The following is a 19,722-nucleotide window of genomic DNA, read 5'->3' as shown; positions in this document are numbered from 1 at the left end:
AGTCTACATATGACCCGTATCGGCCGCAGGCTGCGGGGATGGACAAACGGGGTATTGGATCTTCCGCAGGATGTGCTGCAGGAGATGCCCCGAATCACCCTGATCGGCAATAAGGAGCTGTATATTGAGAACCATCGCGGCGTGCTGCATTTTTCCTCCGGGCAGCTTAAGCTTGCGTTAGTCAATGGATATCTGGAGATTTCCGGCGAGGGATTAGTGATCCGGAATATTCTGGGCCAGGAACTGGCTGTAGAGGGTTTAATCGGGGAGATCAGATATAAGGGAAGCGAGGAGAAACCATGAAAGAACCGCCTCTGGCATCCCTGCGGGGGTTCGTTACACTGCATGTGACGGGACCGCAGGTGGAAAGGTTTATCAATGCAGTGAACGAACAAGGCATCCTCATATGGGATGTGAGGCCTGCGGGGGATGGCGCTTCCCTGAACCTGCTGCTGAATGACTTTTTTATCCTTCGGCCGCTGTTAAAAAAGACAGGCTGCCGCATGCATGTGACAGGCAGGAATGGCTTGCCCTTCCGGCTCGCGCGGCTGTGGAAACGGAAGTTTTTTGCTGCCGGTTTATTGCTGTTTGGCATTGGCCTTCTGCTGCTTTCTTCAATGGTGTGGAGCATCAAAGTCGAAGGGAATCAATTCATTGCCTCCGAAGATATTCTGGACGCTGCGCGTCAAGAAGGCATCTATCCATTCCAGTGGATTTGGCGTATGGAGGAGCCGGACAAGCTCTCCAGGGAGATGACCTCGAGGATGCCGGGACTTTCCTGGGTAGGGGTGCAGCGGACGGGGACGAGCATTACTATCCAGGTTGTCGAGGCTGACAAGCCTGAGAACAAGCCGCTGCTCAGCCAGCGCCATCTGATCAGCAGAACCGATGCGGTGGTTACCGAGATCTACGCCGAGCAGGGCAGACCGGTTGTAGCGCGCAATTCGCGGGTCAAGAAAGGGGATATTCTGATCTCCGGCACCCTGGGTGATGAAAACAATATGCAGACGGTGGTTGCCAAAGGCGAGGTAAAGGGTCTAGTATGGCATGAATACAACATTGAGGTGCCGCTCAAAACAACCGGCAGTTCATATACAGGGGACCGGAAAGACCGCACATATCTGGTGATCGGCAATTGGGCGGTTCAACTTTGGGGCTACGGGAAATCCGGATTTGAGAAATCACGGACGCTTACAGAGCATGATCTGCTGTCCTGGCGTTCTTTGCAGGTGCCGCTTGGACTGATGACTGAGAAGGAAATGGAGGTCAAGTATACTTCCGGCACCAAAACTCCGGAGGCTGCCCGGCAGGAAGGGATTACTCGGGCAACTAATGATATTTTGGCCCGTTACGGCACTGACAGCGTTATTAAAAGTCAAAAAATTTTGCATGAGAAGAAAGAGAATGGTAAAGTTTATATGAAAGTGATGTTTGAAGTGGAAGAGAGAATCACGGAAGAACTTCCGATAGTAAACAACCGAGGAGAATGAGGCTACTTGTCAGAACAGACTGCAAGCATTCGTATATCTTTGCAAAATGCGGGAGAAGCGCAATCCCTGTTCGGCCCGCAGGATGGTTTTCTGAAAATTATCGAGAGTGAAATACCGGCGGTTATCGACTCGCGTGAAGCTGAGGTTACAATACGCGGGGCCGAGCGGGAAGTGGACATGCTGGGACAGCTGTTCAATGTGCTGCTGTCTCTGATCCGCAGCGGTTACATACTTAGTGAACGTGATGTGCAGTATGCGGTGGAGCTGGCAAAGGATTTCCGCGCCGACCAACTGCTTGATTTGTTCAAAGGTGAAATTACGACAACCTTCCGCGGCAAGCCGATCCGTGTCAAAACGATTGGCCAGAAGCACTATGTGACTTCGATCAAGAAACGCGATGTCGTCTTTGGCATCGGACCTGCGGGAACAGGAAAAACCTATCTCGCCGTTGTGCTTGCCGTCACCGCGCTGAAGGAAGGTTCCGTGAAGCGCATCGTCCTTACACGTCCTGCAGTTGAAGCAGGAGAAAGCCTGGGCTTCCTTCCCGGCGATTTGCAGGAAAAGGTTGACCCATATCTCCGTCCGCTCTACGACGCCTTATACGACGTTATGGGCCCCGATCAGGTTGCCAAGGCACTGGAACGGGGATTGATCGAAATTGCACCGCTCGCGTATATGCGCGGACGCACGCTGGATGATTCTTTTATCATTCTGGATGAAGCCCAGAATACGACTCCTGAACAGATGAAAATGTTCCTTACCCGGCTTGGCTTTGGCTCCAAGATGGTTATTACGGGTGACGTTACCCAGATTGACCTGCCGCGCGGCAAAAAATCCGGGTTGATCGAAGCGAAGGCGATTCTGTCAGGCATCGAGGAGCTTGGGTTTGTTTATTTTGCGGAACAGGATGTCGTACGGCATTCCCTGGTGCAAAAAATTATCGTCGCCTATGACCGCTCTGCCGAAAACCAGGACTAACAAAGGGGACTGTCTCCATGGCCTCAAAGCAACCATCGAAATTAAGCGGATTTGTATATAGCAACAACGGCTGGAAGTATAGCGCGGCGACGCGCTATGCTCTTTTCCTGTTATTGGGGATTGTTTTCTACTTCAGTCTCTCACCTGATTTGCTGCCTAAACGCTATGACATTAAAGAGAACACCAAAAGTGCCAAGGAAATTACTGCGCCGAAGCAAATACTCGACAGCAAGGCTACGCTGAAGGCTCAGGAAGCCGCCGCTGAGACCGTGCAGAACAGGTATGAGATTATTCCGATGAGGCTCGATAATCTGGTAACCTTGCTGATAGACCGGATTGACCGGCTCAATCAGGATGATCTGATTTCACAAAGTGAGAAGGCCGGCATTTACAAGGATGTAATCCCGCAGCGGGCCAATGATTTTATCGTGAACTTTGTGAATTCGAGCCGTAACTCCGGCACGTATTCCACCACACTGCTCGATGAGATGCAGTCCGTCATCAAAGAACAGACCTATGTCATCCCGGAGGAGACTTACATCAAAATTCCGCGGCTGACCTCTCAGGACATCATCGAGATGAAGCCGGTTGCCCGGGATATTGTCACCAAGCTGATGAACGACCAGATTGTGGATGCCCAGACTGCGCGCGCGAAGGTAGCGGAGCAGGTCAGCGTCAGCTCGCTAAGCCAGCGCACAGCCCGTGAGGTGGTGCAGGAGCTGGTACGGCTGGTGATCACGAGCAATAAGTTCTACGATGAGGAAGCTACCAAGGAAGCTAAGGTGCAGGCCCGCGAGAACACGCCGGATGTGTTCATTGAGCAGGGGGATGTGCTTGTTGCTAAAGGGGAGTATATTACACCCGAGCTGTACGCACTGCTGGATGAGAGCGGCCTGCTGAGCAATGAGGTCAATTATTGGCCGCAGTTGGGCCTGTTCCTGCTGTCAGCTATGCTCTCCGCCGGTCTGCTGATGTTCATCCGTTATACCGGGGGGACCTCCGGCTTCAAGTACAATAATTCCCAGCTGCTTATGCTGGTGCTTGTGTTTATTATTACGATCATCTCGATGCGGCTTGCCGCGTTTTTACAGACGGATGTCCGGTCTTATGTCGGGTTCCTGGCTCCGGTAGCCATTGGCGCTATGCTGATCGCAATGCTGCTGGATATGACGCTGGCTTATTTCTGTTCCATCCTGTTCAGTATTCTTTCCAGTATTATATTGAATGTGCAGCAAAATACGGTGTTCGATTTCAACTTCGGATTCTTTGCGCTTATCGTTTGCTATGTGGCAATTTTCGCCACCCACCGCGCCGGGCAGCGGTCAACGCTGCTGAAAGGCGGAATCATGGTGTCTCTGTTCGGTTGTGTGGCTGTGTTTATGCTGACGCTCCTGAGCGGCGGAGACTGGAATCAGACGCAGACACTGTATGCTATCGGCTTTGCCTTTGCCAGCGGTCTGCTGACCGCAGTGCTGGTAATCGGCCTGATGCCTTTCTTTGAGGCTACCTTTGGCATTCTATCGGCACTCAAGCTGGTAGAGCTGTCGAATCCGAATCATCCTTTGCTGCGCAAGCTGCTTACAGAAACGCCCGGAACCTATCATCACAGTGTAATGGTCGGCAATCTGTCAGAAGCTGCGGCGGAGGCGATCGGGGCGGACGGGCTGCTCTGCCGCGTAGGCTCTTATTATCATGATATCGGCAAGACGAAGCGGCCGTTTTATTTTATCGAGAACCAGAACAACATGGAGAATCCGCATGATTCGATTGAACCGAAGCTGAGCAAATCAATCATCGTGGCCCACGCCCGCGACGGGGTGGAAATGCAGAAGGAGTACAAGCTGCCCAAACCGATCCGTGACATTGCTGAACAGCATCACGGCACGACATTTCTGCATTATTTTTATCATAAAGCATTGAAGCTGGCCGAAGAGAAGGGTGTGGAGCCTGATTTCACGGAAGAGGATTTCCGTTACCCTGGGCCGAAGGCGCAGTCGAAGGAATCTGCAGTTGTCGGAATCGCCGACAGTGTGGAGGCTGCTGTCCGTTCACTTCGCAAGCCGACGGTTGTGCAGGTGGAGACGATGATCGAGAAGATTATCAAAAGCCGGCTGGATGACCATCAATTCGATGAATGTGATCTTACGATAAAGGAATTGGATATTATCGCGCGGACATTGAAAGAAACGGTTATGGGGATTTTTCATTCCCGGATCGAATATCCGGAGGAAGTGAAGAAACCTAAAAAAGAGGAAGGAGCCGTAAATACATGAGTCTTGCAATCGTTTGGAACAATGAACAGGAAGAACACGAGATTAATGACGAGCTAATATCTCTGCTGGAGCGCATTCTGCAAAAAGCGGGTGAAGCCGAAGGCATTGAGGGCGGCGAGGTGGACCTTACCTTCGTCAACAATGAACGGATTCATGAGCTCAATCGGGAATACCGGGGAATTGACCGTCCGACGGACGTGCTTTCCTTTGCCATGAACGAAACCAGCGAAGATGAGCTGGAAATTATATACGGACAAGATGAGAATGAAGAGCTAGAAGATGTGCCGAATGTGCTGGGGGATATCATTATCTCTGTCACCCGGGCGCAGGAGCAGGCTTTGGAATATGGCCATTCCCTGGAGCGTGAGCTGGGTTTCCTGTTTGTGCACGGATTTTTGCATCTGCTGGGCTACGATCATCAGGATGCTGCTTCTGAGGCCGAAATGATGTCCAAGCAGGAGCATGTGCTGGCTCAGGTCGGGTTAACACGCTAATGGTCAAAAATACGGCGGTAGGCCACAAAAAGTTCTGGCATTCGTTTCGATTTGCAGCTCAGGGCATTGCGGGAGCGTTCAAATCCGAACTGAATATGAAGGTACATAGCGGCTTGGCTGTTCTTGTGCTTGCCGCTGCCGCCGTATTCAGACTTCCTGCAGCAAGCTGGATGTTGTTGCTGCTGGCAATTACGCTCGTTTTGACCGCTGAGCTGCTGAATACGGCTATTGAAGCGACGGTTGATCTGGTCTCACCGGAGATTCATCCCCTGGCCAAGACTGCCAAAGATACCGCCGCAGGTGCTGTGCTGCTTACGGCGGTGTTTGCTGTGATTACGGGAATCTATGTTTTTTATCACCCGGTAATGGACTGGATCACTGGACTTATGTCATAATCAGTTTACAACTTGAGCTCGGGGAGAGGCGGATCGGCGTTTTGCGCTCCGCCATCTTTGGTTAGATTCATACTTCTCGCAGTAAGAATCCTGTATGTTGAACAATTTTAATGGTGTGTAGGGGAAACGGTTTGCCCAAATCAACTTAATGTAGTCTATGCTTACAAAACTTAGGGTTAGCTTTCGAAGTAAGTTTTTTCCGAAGTAACTCGATGAAGTCTATGCTTACAAAACTTTTAGGAGGATCACTATGGATTCTGCGCTACTTCTTCAAGAAGCGATAAAGGCACGAATGAGTGCTTATATACCTTATTCCCGCTTTGGCGTCGGTGCTGCGCTGCTGGATCAGGACGGTCATGTCCATCATGGCTGCAATATTGAAAATGCTGCTTACGGGCCGACCAACTGTGCGGAGCGGACTGCAATGTTCCGCGCCATCGCGGACGGCCATAAAGCCCGCAGCTTTCAGGCTATCGCGGTTGTTGCCGATACCGATGGCCCCGTATCGCCCTGCGGTGTCTGCCGGCAGGTGATGGTGGAGCTATGCGGTCCCGACATGAAGGTCATCCTCGGGAACATGAAAGGCGACATCGTGGAGACTACCGTGCGTGAGCTGCTCCCGGGTGCTTTCGGACCGGACGATTTGGAGCAGGGGCAAGCTCCTGAGTAGATATTTGATAGGTGTAACCCTGTTTACAGCGTTATTAACTTGGGAAGATGGCAGAGCGGGAGGGTTGACGTTTCCGGCTATTGCAGAACAAATGTGTGGCGGAAGGTCATTTTGCCTTTCCCGTTACGCTTGCCTAGTTTAGTTGTATTTTGTACAGCTAAACTAACCTGTTTTTTGCAAGATATGTGTTTAGTTGTATAACCTGCAACTAAAATCAGCATAATGGCTCCAAGCAGCGGTTTTTGCCAAATTTAATTGTACATAATGCAGCTAAAATCATAGAGGTAACGATTCAAAGGTATTTAACTGTACAAAATACAATTAAACTGCATAAACCGAAGGATTGTCCAAAAAGACCTAGAAGTAAGAGTTATCTGTTCCATCGCCGACAAGCAGCTTTACCGCTGCACTGCCGCATATGCAGCTAACTAATTTATCCGCTCCGCGTGGTACAAACAGTTGACTAGCTTTCCCGCTCAGCCGGCCAAGTTTCCCGTTCAGCCAGCCAAGTGTGTTCCCGCAGGGAACGAAAGCGCTCTAAGCACCATCCGGCTCACCCAAGCGTCGAACCTAACTGTGCCATCCCATTCCGGGTGTCCAGAGGGCAGGGGCCCTTGGGGTCCCTCTTGGCTAAGGGGGATTTACCGGGATCGAAAAGGTTTTAACAAGAAACTTTATGAATTTGAAGTTATGTCAAGGAAGGAAGATTATATTGAAATTCAAATCAGGGTTTGTCGCCATTATCGGCAGACCGAACGTAGGCAAATCGACACTCATGAACCAGGTGATTGGCCAAAAAATTGCCATCATGTCGGACAAGCCGCAGACAACCAGAAACAAAATCCACGGGGTTTACACTGCCAACAACTCGCAGATCGTATTTCTGGACACACCGGGTATCCATAAAAGACAATCTAAGCTGGGTGACTACATGAACCAGACGGCGATGAGCACGCTGCATGAAGTGGAGGCCGTGCTGTTTCTGGTGGACGCATCCGAAGGACTCGGCGGCGGCGACCGCTTTATCGCCGAGCAATTACACAGTATCAAGACACCGGTTATTCTGGTGATGAACAAAATTGACAAGATTGAGCCGGAAGTGCTGCTGCCGCTGATTACACAGTACAACAAGCTGCATGAGTTTGCCGAAATCGTGCCGATCTCCGCCAAGCTGGGTAACAATGTGAATACCCTGCTGGATCAGGTGGCGAAATATTTGCCGGAAGGTCCGCAGTATTATCCCGACGATCAGATTACCGATCATCCGGAGCAGTTCGTCTGCGCGGAGCTGATCCGTGAGAAGATTCTCCATATGACCCGCGAAGAGGTACCGCATTCCATCGCGGTGGCCATCGAGGATATGAGTGTAGAACCCAATGGAGTTGTGCATATTTCCGCCGTTATTTTTGTGGAGCGCGATTCCCAGAAGGGGATCATTATCGGCAAGCAGGGTGCGCTGCTGAAAGAAGTGGGCCGGCGCGCCCGTACGGATATCGAGAACCTGCTGGGATCGAAGATTTTTCTGGAGCTATGGGTAAAAGTGAAAAAAGACTGGCGCAATCAGGACCGCGTACTGCGGGATTTGGGCTTCCATAAAGACCTTTAATCTTGGGCTCCGCAGCTTCTTGGCAGGAATTGCAAGGATAGAACCTGGTACATCGCACATCCTATTTCTGAAGAGACATCGTGTTTCCGAAGAAAGGATGAATACGAATGCGAGACTTTTCGTGGAAGTATTTTGCAATGACTGGAGATGTCGATGCTTATCTGCTGTACAGGGAAGCCGGAGATCCGCTGGATGAAGGCGGACTGCTGCTTGCAGAGGAAGAGAAGGCCCTTGATGAAGAAGCGCAATAAGGACTGGTTGCTTGCCGAATGGTTGGGGGAAGAGGCATGCTACACAGGGTGGAAGGGATCGTCATCCGCAGCATGGACTACGGCGAGGGGAACGCGATTATTACGCTTTGCACCGAGAACGCCGGCAAAGTAGGCGTTCTGGTGCGCGGCGCCAAGAAGGTCAAAAGCCGCCATGCTGCCCTGATCCAGCTGTTCACTGTAGGGGAATTTGTGTTTTTCCGCAACAACGGGGGACTGGGTACATTAAATGCCGGGGAAATTACACAGTCTCACCATCCGCTGCGCGGGGATTTGTTCAAAGCGGCATATGCTTCATATGCCTGCGAGCTGCTTGACCGTGTGCTGCATGATGAGGAGACGGGAAGCTTTTGGTTCCGCCAGCTTTCCGCCTGCTTGAATGCACTTGAGGACGGCAAGGAACCCGGCGTCATTATAAATGTTTTTGAGATGAAAATACTGCAGGCGGCCGGATATGGTCCGGAACTGGATGCCTGTGTCGTATGCGGGTTGGACAAACCTGATGAAGAACTCAGAATAAGTCCCCGTCTCGGCGGGGTGCTCTGCCGCAGCTGCAGGCATAATGATCCTCCAGCCATGGAGATTTCTCCGCGGGCGCTGAAGCTGCTGCGTCTATTCGCTGCACTTGATTTAAACCGGCTTGGAAATGTCGACGTGAAGGAAGGCACCCGCGCAGAACTTAAAAAGATTATGCGTGCCTTTATGGACATGCAGCTCGGGCTGAAGCTGAAGTCGCAAGGATTTCTTGATCAGCTCGACAAATACGATATTTGACGAAATCCAAATTTTCCGTTACTATGGTGACAGTTTCTTCTTGTATACAGCCGTTGTTGCTCTGACATTTGGAGACGTACAGTGATCGGGAAAGTAGTGGGCAAATTTGTCGCTTAAGCGAGCCGGGGATAGTGGAAGCCTGGCGGGACAAGGTTCATGAACAGGGCACCCGGGAGTACGGTAACGGCAGAATGAAAAGTGGATTGCGCTCATCGGATGTGGCCTGCTTTATTGGCCGGATACCGGATGCGTAATCAAGTAGGGTGGAACCGCGGGAGAATAAGTTAAGCTCTCGTCCCTATGTCTGTATATCAGGCATGGGGGCGGGAGCTTTTTTGCCTTGTGGCGAGGATCTTAACCAAGAATCCTGTACCGCCGCAAGTATAAAAGAGGACCGCCTCCATCGCGCAGGAGCAAGATGCCTCAAGGCACAGTGTGCCAAAAACTTGTAAGCGAAGGAGTCGGTAGTATGAATTTTCAGCAGATGATTTTGACACTGCAGCAGTTCTGGGCAGCAGAGAATTGTATTCTCGTCCAGCCGTATGATACGGAAAAGGGGGCGGGAACGATGAACCCCATGACGTTTTTGCGTTCGCTTGGACCGGAGCCTTGGAAAGTAGCTTATGTTGAGCCTTCCCGCCGTCCATCGGATGGACGTTATGGCGAGAACCCGAACCGCCTGTACCAGCATCACCAGTTCCAGGTGATTATCAAGCCTTCCCCGGACAATATCCAGGAGCTTTATCTGGAAAGCCTGAAGGCGCTTGGCGTAGACCCGCTGCAGAATGATATCCGGTTTGTCGAAGATAACTGGGAGAATCCGTCGCTGGGCTGTGCAGGCCTTGGCTGGGAAGTATGGTTGAACGGCGAAGAGGTTACTCAGTTTACTTACTTCCAGCAAGTCGGAGGAATTGAGACCAAACCGGTTGCTGTTGAGATCACATACGGATTGGAACGTCTGGCTACCAACATCATGAAGAAAGAAAATGTGTTTGATCTGGAATGGGTGGACGGCATGACCTATGGTGATGTATTTCATCAGCCGGAGGTTGAGCACTCGACCTATACATTTGAAGTCTCCGATGTCAAAATGCTGTTCACACTCTTTAATACCTACGAAGAGGAAGCACGCAGAGCCATGGAGCACCATCTGGTGTTCCCGGCTTACGATTATGTGCTGAAATGCTCGCATACCTTCAATCTTCTGGATGCACGCGGAGCGATCAGCGTTACCGAACGCACGGGCTTTATTACGCGGGTGCGGAATTTGGCCCGTACCGTTGCGGCGACATATCTTGAGGAACGCGAGAAGCTTGGCTTCCCGCTGCTGAAGAAAGAAGGTGCTGACCTTGTCTAAAGATATATTGTTCGAGATCGGTTTGGAAGAGGTGCCTGCACGCTTCATCCGCGCTGCGATGGAGCAGTTGAAAGACAGAACAACTAAATGGCTGGAAGCTTCGCGTATTTCCCATGGCGGAGTCAACGCATATGCAACACCGCGCCGCCTTGCGGTTCTGGTGAAGGATGCCGCCGAAAGGCAAGAGGATATCAGCGAAGAGGTGAAGGGCCCTTCCCGCAAAATCGCGTTGGACGCGAGCGGCGAGTGGAGCAAGGCCGCACTCGGCTTTGCCCGCAGCCAAGGGGTGTCGACGGAGCAGTTTACCTTTAAAGAATTGGCCGGAGTGGAGTATATCTACGCCACCAAAAACAGTGAAGGTGTAAATACTTCCTCGCTATTGTCCGAAGGACTCAGCGGCATTGTCGGCTCGATGACCTTTCCGAAAAATATGCGCTGGGGAGCGTATGATTTTAAATTTGTCCGTCCGATCCGCTGGCTGGTTGCCTTGTTCGGGCAAGAGATCATTGATCTGGAAATTACAGGGGTCAAAGCAGGCAATACCAGCCGCGGGCACCGTTTCCTTGGAACGAATGCTGTTATTGCTGAACCTGCGGATTATGTGGAAGCTATGCATGCGCAGCATGTGCTGGTAGATGTGAAGGAACGTGAAGAGTTGATCCTGAACCAGATTAATAAGCTGGCTGAGGAGAAAAGCTGGACAATTGCCATCAAAGAAGATCTGCTGGAGGAAGTGCTGTTCCTGGTAGAGACACCGACGGTACTGTTCGGCACCTTCGATCCTTCGTTCCTCAATATCCCGCAGGAGGTGCTGATCACCTCGATGCGGGAGCATCAGCGTTACTTCCCGGTCTTAGATAGCGCAGGCACGCTCCTGCCGTTCTTCGTTACCGTTCGTAACGGAAATGCAGAATCGCTGGACGTCATTGCCAAGGGGAACGAAAAGGTGCTGCGTGCCCGACTATCGGATGCGAAGTTCTTCTATGGAGAGGATCAGAAACTGCAGATCAGCGATGCGCTGGCTAAGCTGGAATCCATCGTGTATCACGAAGAGCTGGGCAGCGTTGGCGATAAGGTTCGCCGCATCCGTGCCATTTCTGACAAGCTCGCTGCGAAGCTGGGGCTGTCCGCAGATACCGCGGCTGAAGTCAGTCGTACGGCTGATATTTGCAAATTCGATCTGGTGACGCAGATGGTCTATGAGTTCCCTGAGCTTCAGGGCACAATGGGTGAAGATTATGCCCGCAAAGCGGGAGAAGCGGAAAATGTGGCAAAAGGTATTTTTGAACATTACCAGCCGCGTTTTGCCGGAGATGCAGTTCCTTCTACACAAGCTGGTCTTGTAGTCAGTCTGGCCGATAAAATCGATACGATCGTGGGCTGCTTCTCCATCGGCATTATTCCGACCGGTTCACAGGACCCTTATGCGCTGCGCCGCCAGGCGGCAGGCATCGTGCAGATGGTGCTGGAGCATCAATTGCCGATCTCTTTGCAGGAAATTTTCGCTGCGGCTTTGGAAATTCATGAAAATTTGCGCACAGAGAAACATTTTACCCCTGAGCTGCGTATAAACCTTTACGAGTTCTTCGGTCTGCGCGTAAAACGACTCTTGTCCGACGACAATATCCGATACGATGTGGTGGATGCAGTCACTGCCGCTGGTTTTGATGATATTGTCGCTGTTGTAGGCAGAAGCCGTGCGCTTACCGATGCTGTGAATGCCGTCGCTGATTTCAAGATCACTGTGGATTCGCTGACTCGTATCAGCAATCTGGCAGCGAAGGCGCAGGAAGGTATTGTGGTTGTGCCTTCATTGCTGAAAGAAGAGGCCGAGCTTAAGCTGTACGAAACATGGCAGGGTATTCACACGCCGTATCATGAAGCGCTCACTGCCCGAAATGCTGCAGAGGCGCTGCGGATTCTTTCCGGCCTGAAGGATGCCGTTACCGGATTCTTCGATTCCGTAATGGTCATGGCTGAAGACGAGGGAATACGTGCCAACCGTCTTGCGCTGCTGGCAGGCATTGATGCCGACTCCAAATCTTTTGCTGATTTCGGTAAGCTGGTTTGGTAAAACCCGGCAGTATCCAAGTAATGTTTGTGAATTTCATGGTATAGATCGATGGTTTAGGGTATAAATATACGGAACGGTGCCAATGCGTAAGTTGACATTCGTTCCGTATTTATGCTTTATCAAAGAAGGATTTTCGTTTGGCAAAGCGTATATATATTACACGGGAATTTGGTGATGTCATGTTGAGATCCCAAGCAAGAACAATTGTAGTCGACGGGGACGCATGCCCGGTCAAGAAGGAAATCGTTGCTGTAGCCCGTTCTTTCGGCATTCCGGTATTGATGGTTTCTTCTTTTGACCATGTGCTGCAGGCTGAAGAAGGTGTTACTGTGGTGCAGGTGGACCGCGGTGCTGACAGTGCAGACCTCTATATTGCCAATCATGTTTCTGCTGGAGATGTAGTCATTACCCAGGACTACGGCCTTGCGGCACTTGCGCTCGGCAAACGTTGCAAGGTACTCTCTAACCGGGGACAGGAATATGACAATTCCAACATGGATTTTATGCTGGAGAGCAGGCATGCCAGTGCAGTGGAACGCAGGCGGGGGCACTATTCCAAGGGTCCAAAAGCGATCACCGCAGAGGAAAAAATGAATTTTCAACATAAACTGACAAAACTTTTAACAATTTTGCAGGAGAATGTGGAGCTATAGCGAATTATATTTATTTGTTAAGAGATGAAGGTGGTTGAAGTGGCTAGCGGACACGGTAATATTCCAGAAGAAGTTATCGAGAGCGTGCTGGCGCGGCATGACATTGTCGATACCGTCGGTAAGGTTGTCCATTTGTCCAAGCAGGGGAAATATTTATGGGGCCTCTGCCCGTTCCATTCGGAGAAATCCCCTTCCTTCACCGTAACCCCGGACCGGGGAGTTTTTCATTGCTTTGGCTGTGGTATGGGCGGAAATGCCATCAAATTCAGGATGGAAATCGAAGGGTTATCCTTCCCCGAAGCAGTCAGAATAATGGCGGAAGAAAGCGATATTGTTATTCCCGAAGGCAAAGGAGGCACATTATCTCCTCCCGATCCTGAGCGGGACCGGCTGATACAGGCTTATGAGTTATCGGCCAAATTTTATCATTTTTTGCTGAAGAACACGGAATACGGCACTGCCGCAATGAATTATTTAAGATCCCGGAACTTCAGTGATAAAATGATCGACCAGTTTCAAATCGGCTATGCTCCAGACCGTTGGGACACCCTGCTGCAGTTTCTGGAGAAACGGAATTTTGATCTTGCTGAAATGGAAAAAGGCGGGCTGTTGTCTGCCAGGGGCGAGGGCAAAGGGTATCTCGACCGCTTTCGCGGGCGCGTTATTTTTCCGATTGCGAACCGCACAGGCAAGACCATCGCTTTTGCCGGAAGAATTCTTGGGGAAGGTCAGCCGAAATATTTGAATTCCCCGGAGAGCAGACTATTTAACAAAAGCCGGATTCTGTACAATTTGCACCAGTCCAAAGCATCCATCCGCAAAACGCGGCAAATCGTCCTCTTCGAAGGATACGGCGATGTCATTTCGGCCTGGGAAGCAGGTGTGCATAACGGCGTGGCTACCATGGGAACCTCGCTGACTGAGGGACATGTAGCCCTGATGAAAAGTCTGGCTGACGAGATTGTTCTTGCCTACGATGGTGACCGGGCTGGACAAGCTGCAGCGATGAAGGCGATCCCGATGCTGGAAAGCAATGATCTGCGGGTGAAGGTTGCCGTGCTGCCGAGCGGTCTGGATCCGGATGAATTTATCTCCCGTCACGGCGGGGACAGATTCAAAGAACAGGTGATGGATTCGGTGGTTTCATCCATAAAATTTAAGCTTATATATCTGAAAAAAAACCATATACTCCTAGAGGAAGACGGCAAAATCGCCTATGTCAAGGAGGCATTGGAGATTATTGCATCACTGCAATCTTCGACCGAGCGTGAAGTTTATCTGCGGGAAATATCCTCAGAGCTGGAGCTGTCATATGATAGCTTAAAGCAGGATTGCAACTTACTGCGGGCGTCGATGCAAAAAAACATCCCCGAAGGGGATAATAACGATAAAAGGTGGAATAATGGTAGGCATAAAAAAGGGCAGGTGCAGACACCTACTTTACTGCCCGCTTATCATGTTGCGGAACGGCGCCTGCTATCATTTATGATTCAGGACCCGGAAGCTGCTACTTATGTAGGCGAACGCCTCGGAGAAGAGTTCAACATCGATGATCATGCGGCAATCGCCGCTTATCTATATGCCTATTATGCGCAAGGCAAACCACCCGGCATCAGCCGTTTTTTATCATCACTACAGGATGATCGTCTGGAAAAGACTGCAACAGCGATATCCATGATGGACACACCGCCGGATTGGAATACGCAGGTTTTGGACGATTGTATCCGTGAAGTAAGGAAGTACCCCCTGCAGCGCAGGATGGAGCAAAAACGGGAAGAAATGATTCAAGCGGAGAAATCCGGTGACTTTTTGCGTGCGGCACAAATTGCAAGTGAGATTATAACCCTAGAGAGACAATAAGAAATTGACAGGATGTACCTAGGGAGGAGGGAGTCGAATTATGGCGAACGATCAGCACACTGAACTGGAAGCAGAATTTACTCTGGATCAGGTTAAGGACCAGCTTATTGAGCACGGCAAGAAAAGATCATCATTGAACTACAAAGATATTATGGAGAAATTGTCGCCGTTTGATCAAGACCCCGAGCAGATGGAGGAATTCTACGAGCAGCTCAGCGACCTCGGTATCGAGGTTGTAAATGAGAATGACGAAGAAGGTTCGCCGCTCCGCCAGAGTGAGGACAACGAGAATAGCGACTCTGACGACTTCAGCTTTGACGACGATTTGTCGCTGCCGCCGGGAATCAAAATTAACGACCCCGTCCGGATGTATCTGAAGGAAATCGGACGTGTGCCGTTGCTCTCGGCTGACGATGAAGTCGAACTGGCTATGAGAATCAAAAATGGTGATGAGGAAGCGAAACGCCGGCTGGCTGAAGCCAATCTGCGGCTCGTTGTCAGTATCGCCAAGCGTTATGTTGGACGCGGCATGCTGTTCCTGGATTTGATCCAGGAGGGCAATATGGGTCTGATCAAAGCGGTTGAGAAATTTGACCACAACAAAGGGTTCAAATTCAGTACCTATGCTACTTGGTGGATTCGTCAGGCCATTACGCGGGCGATCGCTGACCAGGCGCGGACAATTCGTATTCCAGTGCATATGGTGGAGACCATCAACAAGCTGATTCGTGTCTCCCGTCAGCTGCTGCAAGAGCTTGGGCGCGAGCCTTCGCCGGAAGAAATTGCGGCTGAAATGGAATTGACGGTTGAGAAAGTCAGAGAAATCATGAAGATTGCCCAAGAGCCGGTTTCCCTGGAAACACCAATCGGTGAAGAGGATGATTCGCATCTGGGCGATTTCATTGAGGATCAGGAGGCGCTTGCTCCTGCGGATGCAGCAGCCTATGAACTGCTGAAGGAACAGCTGGAGGATGTGCTGGACACGCTCACCGAGCGTGAAGAGAATGTGCTTCGTCTTCGTTTCGGTCTGGATGACGGACGGACGAGAACGCTTGAGGAAGTGGGTAAAGTATTCGGCGTAACCCGTGAGCGGATCCGCCAGATTGAAGCAAAAGCGCTGCGTAAGCTGCGCCACCCAAGCCGCAGCAAACGGCTTAAAGATTTCCTCGAATAGGTTTCATAAACCGGACCTTCTGCTGCACGGTGGCAGGAGGTCCTTTTATCTTGAGATACACCTAAGTAAAGGTGTGAAAAGAGAGGGATTAGCCGTTGAATTTGGAAAAACGAGAAATTATATTAAGAGAAATTCATTACTGGAGAAGGAGCAAGCTGCTACCTGAGCAGTATTGCGACTTCTTGACCAACCTTTACGATGATGAAAAGGAGATCAAAGACAGCAATCCGATCTCGCTGAAAAATCTTCAGCAGGGCAGCATCAAAATATGGTTGTTTGGTTTTGGAATTATTTCCTTGATTTTCTTGATTAGTCTTTATTTTAGCGTTTTTCCTTGGCCTTTGCAACTTGCCACAGCTCTATGTGTACTAATTGTTTGTTACGGTTACTCGGCTATTTACCGGGACCGAAACCACATGATCAGTCTTGTTCTGGCAGGAGTTGGCAGTGTACTGACGATAGGATTTGGCCTCTGGCTCATTGCTCTGCATGATCTGAACGCGGACTTGTGGCGGCCGCTGCTGATCGCAGGATGCGGCCTATTGTGGGTGATACTCGGATTCACATTGCGTATAGGCTTGCTGCACTATTGCGGGTTTGCCTTCTGGGCCCTGCTCTATGCCGGGTTCTCCGGCCAAATGCGTCCTGATGCTTCAGTCCTGGAGCTTGAGCTGCTCTGGCTGCCGCTCTGTATACTGATGGTCTGGCTGAGCTGGTTGTTGTACCACAGGATCAAAGGGGTTTCAGGGGTATATCTGGGCGTCGGAGTGTCGCTGTGGCTGATGCCGGAGATTGATGCGTTGTGGCTCAGACCGGATTATCCGGAATGGGTGTCGCTGGTGTTAATATTTAAGATTGCAGTTGGCCTTGCGCTGCTGTTTATTTTCCGAAAAAAATGGATAACGTGGGTGGCCTCATGAACAACGTAAAATTATCAAACCGGCTCCAGCTTGTGCTGGAGCAGATTCCAACAGGCAGCAAACTTGCCGATATCGGCTCGGATCATGCGCTGCTTCCGGTAGCAGCCTTGAGAAGCGGGAAAGCGGTCTCTGCAATAGCAGGTGAAGTCAATCCAGGACCTTATGAAGCAGCACGTAGAGGTGTGGCGGAGGCGGGCCTGGGCAAACAGATTGAGGTGCGGCGCGGAGACGGCCTCGAAGTGCTGGAGCCGGGTGAAGCTGACAGCATCTCCATCGCCGGAATGGGCGGCGCATTGATAGCCGCTATTCTGGACCGCGGCAAAAGCCTCGGCAAGCTTGCAGGTGTGAAGCTGCTTGCGCTGCAGCCAAATGTGGGCGAGGATATTCTGCGCCGCTGGCTGCTAAACAACCACTGGGTGCTTACGGCAGAGCATATCCTGGAAGAAGACGGGAAAATATATGAAATACTGACGGCGGTCCCTGACGGTGAAGCTGCAGGGATCACAAATGAACAGCTTTATCGTGAACGGCAGCTTGCTGGCGGCAATATGGTATGCAGCAAGGAGCTGCTTCTGCAAATGGGGCCTTGGCTGCTGCAAACGCCAAACGCTGTATTTACTGCCAAATGGCAGAGTGAGATTGCAAAATTGGAAGGGATTCTGGCTTCTCTGTCCCGCTCGGAGCTTGAATCGGCGGAAGAAAAGCGCAGCAGGATCACGGCACAGATCACAACAATCTCGGAGGTGCTGAAATGTACGCCAAAGGACAAACTGTAATCGGGTATATGGAGCAGCTTGCCCCAAAACATCTGGCTGAGGAATGGGACAACATCGGCCTTCAGCTGGGCAGCCTGCAGAAAGAAATTACCGGCGTGCTGGTTGCACTGGACGTCAACGACGACATTGTGGACGAAGCGATTGCTCAGGGCTGCAACCTGATCATCGCCCATCACGCGATTATCTTTCGTCCGCTTAAGGGGATACAGACCGAAACACCGATGGGCAAGCTCTATGAGAAGCTGATCAAAAATGATATTGCCGTATACATCAGTCATACCAACCTGGATGTCGCTGAAGGAGGGATGAACGACTGGATGGCGGAAGCGCTTGGCATCGAGAACGGTGTGCCGATTAAGGACATTCATACCGAGCAGTTGTCTAAGCTGGTTGTATTCGTGCCGAAGAATCATCACCAGAAGGTGCTGGACGCCATACTGAATGCCGGTGCAGGCTGGATCGGCAACTACAGCCATTGCAGCTTCAACATCGAAGGCTACGGCACCTTTATTCCGCGTGAAGGCTCGGAACCTTATATTGGAGAAGCGGGTAAAATGGAACGCGCTGAGGAAGTCCGCATTGAGACGATCGTGCCGCTGTCTATCCGCAATAAAGTAGTTCAGGCGATGCTTAAAGCGCATCCTTACGAAGAGGTGGCGTATGATCTTTATTCCATGGACCTTAAAGGCCGCAGCCTCGGACTCGGCAGAGTAGGCAAGCTTAAGGAGCCAACAACGCTTGGCGAATTTATCGGGACGGTCAAAACCGGCCTGAAGGTTGATCACGTTCGTGTTGTGGGCGATTTGAACCGGCCCATCCGCAAAGCGGCTGTTATGGGCGGCTCGGGGGCGAAGTATTATAACAGCGCCATCTTCAAAGGAGCCGATGTGCTGGTGACTGGCGATGTCGATTATCATACGGCTCAAGATGCTTACTTGGCTGGCATCTCATTAATTGATCCGGGACATAATGCGGAGAAGATTATGAAGGAGAAAGTGGCCGGTTGGATTCAGGGCAAGCTGGCTGAGCATAAGTACGGTACAGCGGTATATGCTTCGCAGATTGATACAGAGCCTTTCAAATTCCTGTAGATTCCCTTTATTTACACTTGTGCAGGTTGCGGCAAATCTGTATAATATACAATGTTGATCGGGAAGTTTGACAGACAATCGCCGGTGTGCGTGAAGACGCCGCGGGAGGAAAGTCCGGGCTCCACAAGGCAGGGTGCTGGATAACATCCAGTCGGCGCGAGCCGAAGGATAGTGCCACAGAAATGGACCGCCGATGGCCGCTTTCGGGCGGCACAGGCAAGGATGGAACCGAGGTGTAAGAGACCCCGAGGAACGCTGGTGACTTCGTTCCTGGTAAACCCCATCTGGAGCAAGACCTAATGAGACGCAGCGCTTCCTTAACCGGAAGAGCAGCCTTCGCCTGAGGCGTGTCTAGGTTGGTCGCTGGAGCTGTGCAGTAATGTATGGCCTAGATAGATGATTGTCGCTTATGGTGGGAGGGTAGTTCCCGTTTGAACCACGACGAGCACAGAACCCGGCTTACGGCAAACTTTCCTAACTGACAACTCTTATGAACTATTATTCTGTGAAGCTTATATACGACAGACAGCGGCCTTCCTTTGGAAGGTCGCTTTTTTGTGCGCCTTAGTTTAAAGATAGAATTAAAAAGACCGCATCGCTCCCTGTTATGAGGACGGTACGATCTTTTTTGTTGTTTTAGATGATCACTCTGGCGGACCTCAGTGACGTTATTTATGCGACAATACTGTTTTTGTCGTAGAAGCGGACTCAGGCGGCGTTATTTACTAAAATAGTGAGGTTAATAGCTGTTCTATTGTTAAATAACTGCACTGGAGTCCGCACCAGGCATTATTGAGCTGATTTTTGACAAATTAGGTCCCTCGAGTCCGTGCCAAAAGCAGCTCATATTGAGTCTTCAAGGCAAGGA

Annotated in this window: 18 protein-coding genes and 1 other RNA gene; all 19 read left to right on the top strand. The window is 50.8% G+C overall.

The genetic code is table 11. The annotated features are described in order from the left end of the window. Positions 1-9 precede the first annotated feature (9 nt). Complete coding sequence (gene yqfC / locus NST99_RS26040) at positions 10-303, top strand: sporulation protein YqfC (RefSeq protein ID WP_038595431.1); 294 nt, start codon at positions 10-12, stop codon at positions 301-303. Next, entirely contained in the window at positions 300-1,490 is a 1,191-nt protein-coding gene (yqfD, locus tag NST99_RS26035; RefSeq protein WP_341095536.1) for a sporulation protein YqfD, read from the top strand. Before yqfC ends, yqfD begins: the two co-directional genes overlap by 4 nt. Before the next feature lie 6 nt (positions 1,491-1,496). Beyond that, positions 1,497-2,468, top strand: a complete 972-nt coding sequence (locus NST99_RS26030; protein WP_341095534.1) for a PhoH family protein — start codon at positions 1,497-1,499, stop codon at positions 2,466-2,468. Positions 2,469-2,485: 17 nt separating this feature from the next. Beyond that, a complete protein-coding gene (locus NST99_RS26025; protein WP_341095531.1) occupies positions 2,486-4,741 on the top strand; it encodes an HD family phosphohydrolase in 2,256 nt (751 codons plus the stop codon). Next, positions 4,738-5,235 (top strand): rRNA maturation RNase YbeY, encoded by a 498-nt coding sequence (ybeY, locus tag NST99_RS26020; RefSeq protein WP_341095529.1) that lies wholly within the window; start codon positions 4,738-4,740, stop codon positions 5,233-5,235. The genes NST99_RS26025 and ybeY overlap by 4 nt, the downstream gene beginning before the upstream one ends. After that, positions 5,235-5,630, top strand: a complete 396-nt coding sequence (locus NST99_RS26015) for a diacylglycerol kinase family protein (RefSeq protein WP_038595423.1) — start codon at positions 5,235-5,237, stop codon at positions 5,628-5,630. The genes ybeY and NST99_RS26015 overlap by 1 nt, the downstream gene beginning before the upstream one ends. Before the next feature lie 250 nt (positions 5,631-5,880). Continuing rightward, complete coding sequence (locus NST99_RS26010; protein WP_341095527.1) at positions 5,881-6,300, top strand: cytidine deaminase; 420 nt, start codon at positions 5,881-5,883, stop codon at positions 6,298-6,300. 775 nt (positions 6,301-7,075) lie between these two features. After that, on the top strand, positions 7,076-7,906 hold the full coding sequence (gene era / locus NST99_RS26005) for a GTPase Era (RefSeq protein ID WP_341097758.1): 831 nt from the start codon (positions 7,076-7,078) through the stop codon (positions 7,904-7,906). Between the two features lie 107 nt (positions 7,907-8,013). Then, positions 8,014-8,157, top strand: a complete 144-nt coding sequence (locus tag NST99_RS26000) for a YqzL family protein (RefSeq protein ID WP_341095525.1) — start codon at positions 8,014-8,016, stop codon at positions 8,155-8,157. 36 nt (positions 8,158-8,193) lie between these two features. Beyond that, positions 8,194-8,949, top strand: a complete 756-nt coding sequence (gene recO / locus NST99_RS25995; protein ID WP_341095523.1) for a DNA repair protein RecO — start codon at positions 8,194-8,196, stop codon at positions 8,947-8,949. Between the two features lie 469 nt (positions 8,950-9,418). Further along, on the top strand, positions 9,419-10,306 hold the full coding sequence (gene glyQ / locus NST99_RS25990; RefSeq protein ID WP_341095521.1) for a glycine--tRNA ligase subunit alpha: 888 nt from the start codon (positions 9,419-9,421) through the stop codon (positions 10,304-10,306). Beyond that, positions 10,299-12,380 carry a glycine--tRNA ligase subunit beta gene (gene glyS / locus NST99_RS25985; protein WP_341095519.1) on the top strand — a complete coding sequence of 694 codons (2,082 nt, stop codon included), beginning with the start codon at positions 10,299-10,301 and terminating at the stop codon, positions 12,378-12,380. Before glyQ ends, glyS begins: the two co-directional genes overlap by 8 nt. A gap of 179 nt (positions 12,381-12,559) precedes the next feature. Further along, complete coding sequence (locus tag NST99_RS25980) at positions 12,560-13,033, top strand: YaiI/YqxD family protein (RefSeq protein WP_341095517.1); 474 nt, start codon at positions 12,560-12,562, stop codon at positions 13,031-13,033. 24 nt (positions 13,034-13,057) lie between these two features. Beyond that, a complete protein-coding gene (dnaG, locus tag NST99_RS25975) occupies positions 13,058-14,893 on the top strand; it encodes a DNA primase (protein ID WP_341095516.1) in 1,836 nt (611 codons plus the stop codon). Between the two features lie 40 nt (positions 14,894-14,933). After that, entirely contained in the window at positions 14,934-16,067 is a 1,134-nt protein-coding gene (rpoD, locus tag NST99_RS25970; protein ID WP_038595416.1) for an RNA polymerase sigma factor RpoD, read from the top strand. Positions 16,068-16,483: 416 nt separating this feature from the next. Next, positions 16,484-16,987 carry a hypothetical protein gene (locus NST99_RS25965; protein WP_341095512.1) on the top strand — a complete coding sequence of 168 codons (504 nt, stop codon included), beginning with the start codon at positions 16,484-16,486 and terminating at the stop codon, positions 16,985-16,987. Beyond that, a complete protein-coding gene (locus NST99_RS25960; protein WP_341095510.1) occupies positions 16,984-17,763 on the top strand; it encodes a tRNA (adenine(22)-N(1))-methyltransferase in 780 nt (259 codons plus the stop codon). The genes NST99_RS25965 and NST99_RS25960 overlap by 4 nt, the downstream gene beginning before the upstream one ends. Then, complete coding sequence (locus NST99_RS25955; protein WP_341095509.1) at positions 17,739-18,854, top strand: Nif3-like dinuclear metal center hexameric protein; 1,116 nt, start codon at positions 17,739-17,741, stop codon at positions 18,852-18,854. The genes NST99_RS25960 and NST99_RS25955 overlap by 25 nt, the downstream gene beginning before the upstream one ends. A 62-nt stretch (positions 18,855-18,916) precedes the next feature. Next, positions 18,917-19,331: RNase P RNA component class A (gene rnpB / locus NST99_RS25950), an RNA gene on the top strand. Positions 19,332-19,722: the final 391 nt, after the last annotated feature.

Origin of the sequence: Paenibacillus sp. FSL L8-0470 (genome assembly GCF_038008625.1) — a bacterium.
GTDB lineage: Bacteria > Bacillota > Bacilli > Paenibacillales > Paenibacillaceae > Paenibacillus_AQ.
The sequence above is the reverse complement of the archived record's forward strand: the minus strand, read 5'-3'. Positions and strand labels throughout refer to the sequence as shown.